This is a genomic window from Bacillus sp. TH22 (assembly GCF_016651015.1).
In the GTDB taxonomy this organism is placed as follows: Bacteria; Bacillota; Bacilli; order Bacillales; family Bacillaceae_G; genus Bacillus_A; species Bacillus_A mycoides.
In genome coordinates this window covers 2,342,003-2,353,998 of sequence record NZ_JAEKER010000001.1, presented here as the reverse complement: position 1 = coordinate 2,353,998, position 11,996 = coordinate 2,342,003, and the positions used below count along the sequence as shown (strand labels likewise).

At 35.8% G+C, this 11,996-nt stretch carries 12 protein-coding genes and 1 pseudogene; 8 read left to right on the top strand and 5 right to left on the bottom strand.

What is annotated here, in order from left to right:
• Positions 1 to 18: 18 nt before the first annotated feature.
• Both JFU18_RS12025 and JFU18_RS12020 read right to left on the bottom strand, forming a co-directional pair.
• Positions 19 to 894 carry a cytochrome aa3 quinol oxidase subunit II gene (locus JFU18_RS12025; protein WP_201032488.1) on the bottom strand — a complete coding sequence of 292 codons (876 nt, stop codon included), beginning with the start codon at positions 892 to 894 and terminating at the stop codon, positions 19 to 21.
• Positions 895 to 1,188: 294 nt separating this feature from the next.
• Positions 1,189 to 1,396 (bottom strand): annotated as a pseudogene (locus JFU18_RS12020) (amino acid permease); the annotation flags it as partial.
• A 496-nt stretch (positions 1,397 to 1,892) separates the two neighbouring features.
• On the opposite strand from JFU18_RS12020, the gene JFU18_RS12015 reads away from it, so the two are divergent.
• The 8 genes from JFU18_RS12015 (at position 1,893) to JFU18_RS30205 (ending at position 9,571) form a co-directional block, all read left to right on the top strand.
• Positions 1,893 to 2,603 carry a C39 family peptidase gene (locus JFU18_RS12015; protein WP_033708611.1) on the top strand — a complete coding sequence of 237 codons (711 nt, stop codon included), beginning with the start codon at positions 1,893 to 1,895 and terminating at the stop codon, positions 2,601 to 2,603.
• Between the two features lie 129 nt (positions 2,604 to 2,732).
• A complete protein-coding gene (locus JFU18_RS12010) occupies positions 2,733 to 3,908 on the top strand; it encodes an amidohydrolase (protein ID WP_002167120.1) in 1,176 nt (391 codons plus the stop codon).
• A gap of 1 nt (position 3,909) precedes the next feature.
• Positions 3,910 to 4,107, top strand: a complete 198-nt coding sequence (locus JFU18_RS12005; protein WP_002029838.1) for a DUF3311 domain-containing protein — start codon at positions 3,910 to 3,912, stop codon at positions 4,105 to 4,107.
• Positions 4,104 to 5,576 carry a sodium:solute symporter family protein gene (locus JFU18_RS12000; protein WP_201032490.1) on the top strand — a complete coding sequence of 491 codons (1,473 nt, stop codon included), beginning with the start codon at positions 4,104 to 4,106 and terminating at the stop codon, positions 5,574 to 5,576. The genes JFU18_RS12005 and JFU18_RS12000 overlap by 4 nt, the downstream gene beginning before the upstream one ends.
• A 101-nt stretch (positions 5,577 to 5,677) precedes the next feature.
• Positions 5,678 to 7,156 (top strand): spore germination protein GerLA, encoded by a 1,479-nt coding sequence (gerLA, locus tag JFU18_RS11995; protein ID WP_201032491.1) that lies wholly within the window; start codon positions 5,678 to 5,680, stop codon positions 7,154 to 7,156.
• On the top strand, positions 7,157 to 8,281 hold the full coding sequence (gene gerLB, locus JFU18_RS11990) for a spore germination protein GerLB (RefSeq protein WP_098168783.1): 1,125 nt from the start codon (positions 7,157 to 7,159) through the stop codon (positions 8,279 to 8,281).
• Positions 8,265 to 9,431, top strand: coding sequence for a Ger(x)C family spore germination protein (locus tag JFU18_RS11985; RefSeq protein WP_085309167.1), 1,167 nt, complete (start codon positions 8,265 to 8,267; stop codon positions 9,429 to 9,431). The genes gerLB and JFU18_RS11985 overlap by 17 nt, the downstream gene beginning before the upstream one ends.
• An 11-nt stretch (positions 9,432 to 9,442) precedes the next feature.
• Positions 9,443 to 9,571 (top strand): hypothetical protein, encoded by a 129-nt coding sequence (locus JFU18_RS30205; RefSeq protein WP_000493988.1) that lies wholly within the window; start codon positions 9,443 to 9,445, stop codon positions 9,569 to 9,571.
• Positions 9,572 to 9,633: 62 nt separating this feature from the next.
• Here the strand turns inward: JFU18_RS30205 and JFU18_RS11980 are convergent, their stop codons facing one another.
• Genes JFU18_RS11980 through JFU18_RS11970 form a run of 3 tightly spaced genes read right to left on the bottom strand, consistent with a single transcriptional unit; the run spans position 9,634 to position 11,988 of the window.
• Complete coding sequence (locus JFU18_RS11980; RefSeq protein ID WP_085309169.1) at positions 9,634 to 11,034, bottom strand: nucleoside recognition domain-containing protein; 1,401 nt, start codon at positions 11,032 to 11,034, stop codon at positions 9,634 to 9,636.
• A complete protein-coding gene (locus tag JFU18_RS11975) occupies positions 11,012 to 11,734 on the bottom strand; it encodes a FeoB small GTPase domain-containing protein (RefSeq protein ID WP_201032492.1) in 723 nt (240 codons plus the stop codon). The genes JFU18_RS11980 and JFU18_RS11975 overlap by 23 nt, the downstream gene beginning before the upstream one ends.
• A complete protein-coding gene (locus JFU18_RS11970; RefSeq protein WP_002134462.1) occupies positions 11,731 to 11,988 on the bottom strand; it encodes a FeoA family protein in 258 nt (85 codons plus the stop codon). Before JFU18_RS11970 ends, JFU18_RS11975 begins: the two co-directional genes overlap by 4 nt.
• Between the last annotated feature and the right edge of the window lie 8 nt (positions 11,989 to 11,996).

Genomic DNA, 11,996 nt, shown 5'->3' with positions numbered 1-11,996 from the left:
CTGTTGGAATAATAGCTATTATTTTTTGTTTTTGTAGTAGTTGTAATCACAATATTCAAGTGATTTTGGATCTACATAACTTAAGTGGTGACTAGAGAACGTCATACGCCCCACTACACCAGGTTTAATAATTTCGTTGTATTTCTTTTCTGATAATTTAGGGGCAGTTTCTTGTACTTCTTTTACCCACTTATCATATTTCTCTTTAGTTTTTGCTTCAACTTCAAACTCCATGTGAGTGAATCCTTCACCAGAGAAGTTCGAACTACGACCTAGGTAAGAACCTGGCTTGTCAGCTTGTAAATATAAGTCCATGATCATGCCATCCATTGTATACTTCATACCACCAAGTTCTGGTACCCAGAAAGCATTCATTGGACCGACAGAAGTCAGCTTAAATTGAATTGGTACACCAGCTGGGATGTTTAAATAGTTAACGGTTTCAATTTTTTCCTCCGGGTAACTAAATAACCATTTCCAGTTCGCAGATGTAACATAAATTTCAACTGGTTTAATATGTTTGGACTCTTGCGGAACCTCTTCCGAAGCATAAGTTGCCTTAACTGTTGGAATCGATAATGCGATAACGATAATAACAGGAATAACCGTCCAAATGATTTCTAATAATGTGTTACCATGTTGATCAGGTGGCTCATAGTCCATATTCTCTGGTTTTTCACGATAACGAATCAAGATGACTGTAAACAAGATGAATACAATTGCGATAATTAATGACATAAGCAAGAATGACCAAACAATTAAATCATACTGTGCCTTTGCAACAGGTCCTTGCGGATTTAATACTGCGAGTTTTTTATCACAGCCACCGAGGAACAGAAGTAATGATAACGGAAGAAGCGAAGCCAACTTCCAAAACGTTTTCTTTAGTTGCACGATTGAAAATCTCCTTTCTCCTTGGATTGAAACTATGCCAATAAAACAATATAAACCTATTAATTTATAGAAGGCAATAGTTTTCGTCATATTGTTAAAAAATAGACACAAATGCACACTTTTTAAGGTGAATATCATTTGTAACTTGATAACATTGTAAACTATTTTCCAGATAAAAACGTGATTGTGGGAATTTTAAGATAAATAAAGTTATACCAACATACCCAATAAATAGAAAAAAATTATCTTATCATAAGGAAAAATACTGAATTTTTAATATATTAAGTTTGTTACCTAGGTTATATTTCTTTTTTGCTCAAATGTGACAACTTTCCGAAACTTTAACTCGGTATAAAATGTAACAAATGATCATAAATGGAACCCAGCAATAAAGAGCAATTCTCTGATCTGGAATGAAAGCTAAACTAACAAATGTAAGGAAATTGAGTGAGAAAGCTACGATTGGAACTATTGGATAAAGTGGTGTGTGGTATTTTAATTCTGCTTGTTCTACTTGTTGATTCATATGTCCCTCCCCCCATATTTTTTTGTATGTTTTAACTAGATTTTATCCCGCATTAACGGGCAGTAAGACCCCCACCTCAAAATTCAGCGAAAGCAAAGAAGTTAGGTGGGGGATCAACTGCCCGTAAAAGCCCGATTGGTTCAACTAATAATCAGTGGGGGTGAAAAACATACTTGGTTTATTTTGTTGTGAACTGAGTATGTAAAGGAAAAACTAACTATGACTAAATACCTTAGAATGTTTATTAACCTAGTGAAGGAAACGTGATTCTTTCACTAGGTTAATAATTTTGTTTTTTAGTAAAAAATTCTGAAAAATTATAATTTTTTCTTTCTATTTCAAACAATCGGAATTTTAAAAAGTATTTGTGAATAATAATTCACAGAATCTTTCTAGCAAACTAGTAAGAAGAAAGGTACAATGATAGGAGTTGTGCCTTTAAAATAATTGATATAATGGAGTTTGGTTTATGATGAAAAAGTTAAAATATATTTTTATTTTTGGTATTATATTTGCTGTCGTGTTCTTTTTCGAGAAAGATAAAATTATGAAAAAGGCACAAGAATTTCGGTTAGACCTGTTCTCTGAGATGAAAGAAAGTGCAATGATTACAGAGGTTCCGTTTATTAGACAGTTACCTGAATTACCTAGAGGTTGTGAAGTGACAAGTTTAACTATGCTACTACAACATAAAGGTGTACAAGTAGATAAGATGCAACTTGCTAGTGAAATTCATCGCGTTCCATTTAAACAAGATGGTTTGCATGGAAATCCGTATGAGGGATTCGTTGGAAATATTTACACGAAAGCTGAGCCGGGATACGGTGTATATAATCAACCGATTTTTAATTTAGCAGAAAAGTATGTTCCTGAAAAAGTAATTAATTTAACAGGTAGAGACGTGCAAGATCTATATAAAGTAATTAGTTCTGGTTCTCCAGTATGGGTAATTATTAATACAACGTTTAAACCATTAGCCGAAAGTAGTTTTGAAACATGGAATACGAGTTCAGGTGAAGTGAAAATTACATATTATGAGCATAGTGTTGTAGTAATTGGATATGATCAAAACTTTGTATACGTAAATGATCCTCTTGCAAACAATCCACGAAAAGCTGTTCCTCGTGCTGAATTTGAAAAGGCATGGGAGCAAATGGGGAAACAAGCAATTACTATTTTATAAAATGAAAAGTCATCTTGAGATGGCTTTTTCTTTTTGAATATTAATTATAGAAAATTCTGAAAATTCTTTCGGAAGTTAACGATTCACGCTATAATAACATTTAACTTGGTAAAGAAGGGGAGAAGAGAAATGGATGTCGCAAAGGAACTTGTTTTATCAAAGAATCAGTTGATTGAGTGGAGAAGGCATTTTCATAAGTATCCAGAGTTATCTTTTCAAGAGGAAAAAACATCTCAATTTGTATTCGACATACTTCGGGAAATCCCGTATTTAGAAGTCTCAAGGCCTACTAAATATAGTGTAATGGCAAGGTTAATTGGTAGGCAGCCTGGTAAAACTATCGCGGTTCGTGCTGATATGGATGCTCTTCCTATTCATGAAGAAAATAAGTTTGATTTTATTTCTATATATCCAGGTGTGATGCATGCGTGTGGTCACGATGGTCACATGGCAATATTGCTTGGTGTAGTACATAAGTTGGTAGAGGAAAGAGAGAAAGTTAAAGGAGAGATTCGCTTTTTATTTCAACATGCAGAAGAAAACTTTCCGGGCGGTGCAGAGGAAATGGTCGCAGCGGGAGTGATGACAGGTGTGGATTACATTATTGGTGCTCATCTTTGGGCGTCATTAGAGGTTGGAAAAGTAGGTGTAATTTATGGTCCTGCGATGGCGGCACCGGACGTTTTTAAAATTACTATAGAGGGAAAAGGTGGGCATGCTGGAATTCCGCATGAAACAGTTGATAGTATCGCTATTGGTGCACAAGTTGTTTCGCAAATTCAGCAAATTGTATCTCGCCTCACGAATCCGTTAGATTCTCTCGTAGTATCTGTTACGCAATTTCATTCCGGGACAACACATAATGTTATCCCGGAACAAGCGGAGATTGAAGGGACAGTGAGAAGTTTAAGGCATGAATTAAGAGAAGAAACAAAGAAGAAGCTTGAAAGGATTGTAAAACATATTACAGAATCTTACGGTGCTAAGTATACATTTTCTTATGAATATGGATATCGCCCAGTTGTGAACGATTATGAAGTTACAGAGCTTATTGAACATACAGCATTACAGCTGTATGGAAGAGAAAGAGTTGTTCGTTTACAGCCAACGATGGCAGGGGAAGATTTTTCAGCATTTTTACAAAAGGCACCAGGGACGTTCTTTTTTATAGGGGCAGGAAATGAAGAGAAGGGAATTATATATCCGCATCATCACCCTCGTTTTACAATTGACGAAGACGCATTACCAATTGGAGTGGAAGTCTTTGTATCATCCATTATGAATTTTATAAGTAAAGGAGAATGAGATGAAAAAAATACACGTGCTAGCACTTATTCCAGTTCTTTGTTTAGTAGTTGGACCAGTATTTGCAAATTCGGTCACTCCTTACGTATGGGGGATGCCATTTTTATTATTTTGGGTACTATTATCAGTGCTCATTACGTCTCTTTGTATGGGTCTTGTGTACGTATTCGATCCTGCTAATAAGGGGGACGTAAAATGACTGCATTATTTATCATTATTATATTTTTGTTTCTCGCACTATTTTTAGGAATTCGGGCACAACATGGAAAAGATATGAATTTAGAACAATGGTCAGTTGGAGGAAGAGGATTTGGAACTATTTTCGTTTTTCTCCTTATGGCAGGCGAAATTTATACGACATTCACATTTTTAGGAGGAAGTGGCTGGGCGTATAGTAAAGGAGCTCCTACTTTTTATATTTTAGGATATGGTGCATTAGCTTATATTTTATCGTATTTCTTATTGCCTCCAATTTGGAAGTATGCAAAAGAACATAACCTCATTTCACAATCAGATTTCTTTGCGAAGAAATACAGGAGTAAGACGCTTGGGGTAATTGTTTCAATTATTGGTGTTATTTCGATTATCCCGTATCTTGTTTTGCAATTAAAGGGATTAGGAATTATCGTTTCGGAAGCTTCCTATGGAAGAGTGACACCTGTTATTGCGGTATGGATTGGTGCTATTGTTATAACTATTTATGTAATGGTTTCAGGTATACATGGATCGGCTTGGACAGCTGCTTTGAAGGACATTATGATACTATTTATCGTTATGTTTTTAGGTATATATTTACCGTATCACTATTATGGAGGATTTCAACCGATGTTTGAAGCTGTAGAAGCTGCAAAACCAGGTTTTTTATCTTTACCTGAAAAGGGAATGAGTATTTCTTGGTTTGTTTCTACTATTATATTAACGGCTCTCGGTTTTTATATGTGGCCTCATACATTTGCCTCAGCTTTCTCAGCGAAAAGTGAAAAAGTATTTAGGAAAAATGCAGCAATTATGCCTCTCTATTCTTTAGTTTTGCTTTTTGTGTTCTTTGCAGGTTTTGCTGCTATCCTGCAAGTTCCAGGGTTAAAGGGAGCGGATGTAGATCTTTCGTTATTCCGTCTTGCTCTTCAAACGTTTGATCCATGGTTTATTGGTATTATTGGTGGTGCGGGAGTGTTAACGGCATTAGTTCCAGGTTCTATGCTTGTTATGGCTGCTTCGACATTGCTAGCAAAAAATATTTACCGAACGATGGTGCCATCTGCTTCAGATAGACAAGTTGCAAAAGCAGCTAAGTTATTTGTACCTGTCGTAACGTTTGTTGCAGTATTGTTTACATTTAAAGGAGGAGAAACGATAGGTGCTCTTCTTTTAATGGGGTACAGTATAGTTACTCAACTTTTCCCTGCGCTTGTATGTAGTTTGTTTCCTCGTCAAATTATTACGAAACAAGGTGCGATTGCGGGGATGGGAATTGGGTTGTTAATTGTCGCATATATCACCTTATCTGGTTCTACTATAGCTACGATGTTCCCGGGTGTCCCGCAGTATATGAAAGATTTGAATGTAGGTATAGTCGCGTTGTTAGTTAACATTATTGTGATGTTTGTAGTTAGTGGATTCACAAGAAATGTATCTGTAAAGACCGACAATATAATAGTAGAAAAGTAATTCGTATGTTAGAGCTATCTTCGAAAAGAGATAGCTCTTTTTTGTATATATTTTCTTCTATTAGCGGAATCTAACTAAAAACTTGTTGAAAAGGAAGTTAGGTGGGGAAATTGTTAGAGCTAAAAGGTAACTTGTTTGAAGTTATGAAGGAAATTAGAGATGAGTTAGGTTCACCTAATGATTTAACAATTAGAGAAGTTGCTCTTGCTGGTAGTTTTACACGTTGTGCGGTTGTTTTTTTATGTGGATTAACAGATAAGGATAATGTTTATAAATATGTAGTTCGTACACTTCAATACGAAGAAATACCAAATGAAGTAGCTATTGTTCAGACACTATTGGATCGTTTTATTTCGATTGCAGAAGTCGGTATGAAGACAACGTTTTCGGACATTATAAATGCGGTTTTAGCAGGAGATACAGTCATATTAATTGATAATATTCAAACGGCTATTGTTGTTAACAGTAGGGCTTGGGAGAAAAGAAGTCTAGAACCGCCAGTGACAGAAGATTTAATTCGTGGACCGAGGGTTGGGTTAAATGAAGATATTAATGTGAATAAAATGTTAATTCGCCGTGGTTTACGTGATCCGAAGTTACGGTTTCAATCTTATATTATGGGGAAGCGATCGCAGAAAGAAGTAACCCTAGTATATATAGAGGATATTATTAACCCTTACATCGTAAACGAGCTAGATCGGCGTCTTCAATCAATAGTGACAGATGTCATTTTTGAGACAGGAACGATTGAGCAATTAATTCAAGATAATAATTTATCGCCGTTTCCGCAGTTTTTAAATACAGAAAGACCAGATAATATAGTGGCTGCATTGGCGAAAGGGAAAGCGGCCATTTTAGTAGATGGATCACCATTTGCTCTTATAGCTCCACTAGTATTTGTTGATATTTTTCAATCTGTAGAAGATCATTATGAGCGTTGGATAATTGGAACGTTATTAAGAATGTTACGTATGGGATCAGGTATTGCTGCTGTTTTATTACCTGCCATGTACGTAGCGCTTGTATCGTATCATCAAGGGCTTATTCCATCTAAACTAGCTTATTCCATTGCGGGAGCGAGAGAAGGGGTACCGTTTCCTGCTTATATAGAAACGTTAATGATGGCATTAACGATGGAATTAATACGAGAAGCCGGGATTAGGCTTCCGAAACCGATGGGACAAACAATTGGCATCGTAGGCGGTCTTGTAATTGGAGAAGCGGCAGTAAATGCGGGGATTGTAAATCCGTTTTTAGTAATTATTATTGCGGTTACCGCAATTGCTACATTTTCACTTCCTGTATATAGCATTACGATTACATTTCGAATTTTACTTTTCGTCTTCGTGTTAGCTGCAACTGCTTTTGGGTTATACGGAATCATTTTAGCTCTTATTGCACTTGCAATCCATATTACAAATTTAAAGAGTGTTGGTGTTCCGTATACAACGCCTATTGCTCCTGCATTTTATAAAGATTGGAAAGAAGAACTTATTCGTATGCCAAAATCGATGTTGAAAGAGCGACCGGAATATTTACAAACGAAAGACTCTACATTAAATCCAAAGGAGCGAGAGTAATTGAAACCATTTGAATATGGGGATGAGGAAATTGGATCTCGGGAAATTGGGTTTGCGGTATCGTCAACCATTATTGGTATAGGGGCATTGTCTATGCCGAGAGATATTGCTGATCAAACTTTATTTTCGGACGGTTGGATTATTTTACTTTTGGGTGGATTGATATGTGCGGTTTTAGGTTGGTTTGTAACGAGGGTAGCTATTTTATTCCCAAAACAAAACTTTGTTCAATATACGAGTGCACATTTGACGAAACCTGTTGCATACACAATTAGTAGCATTTTAGTATTAACGTTTGCAGCTTTGACAGCATATGAATCGCGAATGATTGCGGTTATTTCACAAACATATTTATTTAGTGATACACCAATACAGCTATTGTCTTTTTTCTTCTTATTAGTTGTTATTTATGGAGTAGCAGGATCGAGAGCGGCTTTATTAAGGTTAAATGTTCTATTCTTACCAATTGTTTTAATTGCGATAGTGTTGCTTTCTTTATTGAATGTGAATTTAATGGAAATAAATAATTTACTACCGGCTTTTCAAACGAATGTCAGTCAGTATGCTGTAGGAGTTAAAAATTCTATTTTTACATTCATCGGATTTGAGGTAGCTCTGTTTTATGCTGTGTTGTTGAATGATAAGACAGCGAAAAAAGCGCCAATGGCAGTTGCAAAAGCGGTGATCGTAAACGTGTTGTCATACATTTTAATTTATGTAACTTGTATTAGTGTTTTTACGTATATGACAACACGTGGATTGACATATCCAACAATTGAATTAGGGAAAGAAATTGAAATTGGTGGAGGTTTTTTAGAAAGATTTGATGCGATTTTTTTTACTACTTGGATTATTACTATTTATAACACTACAGCAATGTATTATGACGTCGCATCTTTATTATTTTGTGCTATGTTTCCAAAAGTGAAGAAACATATTTTTATTTTTGTAAGTGCCCCGATTATTTTTATGGTGAATATGATACCTAGTAATTCGAAAGAATTGTCAAGTTATGGGACTTATTTAGCTTGGATAGATATGGGGTTTGTCGTGTTAGCGCCTTTGTTAGTTTTTATTGTATATAAAATAAAAAGAAGGAATGGTAGAAATGAAACGCCTTCTTAAAATAATAATGGTTATGGTTTTAGCTGGATCTATAAGTGGGTGCTCTGAGTTAGAAGAAATAGAAGAAAGAGGATTTGTAGTAGGCGCAGCTTACGATATTGTAAAGGTAAAGAAAGCAAATCCAATTATGAAAGGTACGTATCAGATGGTACTCCCCAGTAAATTGTCCCAACAAGGTGGACAAGGTGATGGAGATGGTGAAAATTATATTAATGTTAGTGCGAAAGCAGATAGTGTCTTTGAGCAAATACGAATTATCGCCAAAAAAATTAGTCGTTCATTATTCTTTCCGCATATACAAGTGATAATTTTTTCTAAAGATTTACTAGCGAATCCGTATATTTTACAAAATACGTTAGATGTATATATTCGCGATCATGAGATGAGAAGAAATATTCGTTTGTTCGTTTCTGAGAAAAATGCAGAAGCTATTTTAAAGCAGAGTGCCAAGCCTGAGAACTTACCGGCGCAGTATATTGATATGTTAGCTGAACACCCTCCGAAAAATGCTCAAATGATTGAAGCTGCAAGAATTGGTGAAGTACAGGAAAAGATGATTTCTAACCAAAGCTTCGTATTACCTATTCTCGAACTAACAAAACAAGGGGTACAAATGAATGGGGCAGCACTGTTTCGTGGGAAGGATAATAAGTGTGTAGGCAGTTTGAGTGGAGAACAAACAGTAGGAATGAATTATATAATAGGTAAAAAAATTGGAGGTTTTTTTACTATCCGTAAAAAAGACCAGCTTATTACATATGAAATTCATAAGGTGCATCGAAAGATTAAAGTGTCTACGACAAATGCTACAAAACCGAAGTTTGATATTCATTTATCTCTGGAAGGTACATTGGCTGAGTTGCACTTTAGTGATCATAAACAAGTTATGAATGAAAAGCGCTTGAAGAGGGATATTTCGAAGGAAATGGAGAAGCGTATTCAAAAATCGATTAAGCTTGTTCAAAAAAAATATAAGGTAGATGTATTGGAATTAGGAGAAGTATATAAACGGCATAATTATAAAGAGTGGAAAAAAATAAGTAAGAATTGGGATCAAGGTGAAAATTACTTTAGTAACGCTGAAATTACTGTTCATGTTCATCCGACAATTGAGCATTCAGGTTCAGCTTTACCGAAAAGAGTGAAATAAGGTGATGGAAGTTGTTTACTGGATTAGGAATTAGCTGCACGATATTAATGGCGGTTCTTCCGGGAGCCATATACTTTATTCATAAAAAACTCACAACGTATGGAGCGCAGCCGTGGAAAGAAAAAAAGAAACCTGAATAATTTCAGGTTTCTTTCGCGCAAAGCATATGTGAAGGGGGATACCTTCTATGTATGCTTTGTTTTTATACAAGCCCTAACCAATGTACCAATTGTGTAGAGAGGAATGTCACAACAATGGCGATAACGGTAGGGATTGCGAACGATAAGAATGTCCATTTTGCACTTTTTGTTTCTTTATATATGTTAACTAGTGTTGTTCCGCACGGGAAATGAAGAAGAGAGAACAACATTGTGTTTAACGCAGTTAACCAAGTCCAACCGTGTTCTAAGAATAGATTTTTAATTTGATTAAAATCATCTATTTCAGTTAAAGCACCAGTTGATAAATAAGACATTAATAAAATCGGGATGACAATTTCATTAGCTGGTAGCCCAAGAATGAATGCAGCTAAAATAAAGCCATCAAGTCCTAACATTTTAGCGAATGGATCTAGGAAGTTTACAAAATACATAAGTAAGCTTGTGTCACCGATGAAAATATTAGCAAGTAACCAAGTTAATGCAGCTGCAGGGGCAGCTACAACTATAGCTCGTTTTAAAACATATATTGATTTATCGAGTGTTGCACGTACAATTGTATTCCAAACTTTTGGCTTACGGTACGGCGGTAACTCAAGAGTGTAGTGAGTTGGCACACCTTTTAAAGCTGTTTTTGATAGTACCCAAGAAACAGTTAATGTCATAATAACACCAATTACAACCATTCCAACTACAACGCCAGCAGTAACAAGTGTTTGCATACTACCTGTATAACCAGCAGCCATAAATAATGAAGCCATTAAAATTAACATAGGCCAGCGACCGTTACAAGGAACGAAGTTGTTTGTTAAGATTGCAAGCATACGTTCACGTGGTGATTCAATAATACGTGTTGACATGATGGCAGCTGCATTACAACCGAATCCCATTGCCATTGTTAAAGATTGCTTGCCATGTGCACCAGATCGTTTGAATAAGCGGTCCATGTTAAATGCGACACGTGGTAAATATCCGTAGTTTTCTAATAGCGCGAACATAGGGAAAAAGATTGCCATAGGTGGTAACATAACGCTAATAACAGCACCGATACCGCGGAATAAACCAAGTATTAAAATGCCATGTAACCATTCAGGTGCATGCGCTGCTTGGAACCAAGATGTTAAATATCCTTCTACCCAGCCAAAGAACTTAGCGATCATATCAGAAGGTACGTTAGCGCCTGCAATTGTAAGATAAAAAATAATAGATAAAATACCGAGCATAATTGGGAATCCCCAGATTGGAGATGTGAAAATTTTATCTAGTTTTTCAGAACGATACAATTTATCGGTATTTGTATATTGGACAGCTTCTTTACATATACTTGCGGAGGTTCGATAAATATCTCCGACAATATCATCTCGTATATCTTCTTTTGAAAGTGTTTGTGCATGTTGAACAATATAGTCCAGCGGAAGAGCTTTACTGGCTGAGTGAGATTCCATTGATCACAACCTCCCTTACAAGTGGTTCGTTATGGTGTTTTTGAAGTGTAGTTAAGAAATTCTTATCGCCATCTAATATACGTAATGCAATCCAACGTGCTGGATACGTATCACCGAATACTTTATAAATTTGTGGTTCTAATTCCTGAATCATATTTTCGATTTTATCGTTATAAGTAATTTTAAGTGGTGTTGGAATTAGTTTTTTATTTGCTACTTTAGCGATGACATTTAGCAAATGACCAATGCCTACTCGGTTGCGAGCAGAAATCTTCACTACAGGTACACCGAGTGATTTTGCTAATTTCTTTTCGTCAATAATGATTCCTTTTTTCTCCGCTTCATCAATTAAGTTAATACAAATGACCACATCGTTTGTCATTTCCATTACTTGGAGTGCTAAATTTAAATTTCTTTCCATTGCAGTTGCATCTATAACAACTACAGTTACTTCTGGTTTTTCAAATATAATATAATCTCGTGCTACTTCTTCATCTGCCGAATTTGAATACAGTGAGTAAGTTCCAGGTAAATCTATTATTGTATATATATTTCCGCCGTGCTTATATTCCCCTTCAGCCTTTAAAACAGTTTTCCCCGTCCAGTTTCCAGTATGTTGTTTTAAGCCTGTTAAAGTATTAAATAATGTACTTTTTCCGGTATTCGGGTTACCAGCTAACGCAATGCGGTGGTTACTCATCTGAAATCATCTCCTATTAATACCCCGAAAATAAGGGAGCTTTCTTCACTACGCAGTGCAATAGTTGTGTTGCTTACTTGATAAGCAACTGGGTCTCCAAGTGGGCTGCGTTGTAATACTTTAATTGTCGCTCCAGGAAAAAAGCCTAAATCTAATAAACGTCGTTTCATAGTTCCTTCTAATTGTATCTTCTCAATTTGTACAAACTCTCCTGTTTTAAATTCAGAAAGTGGTTTTGTATTAGCCGATACCATAAAAGTTA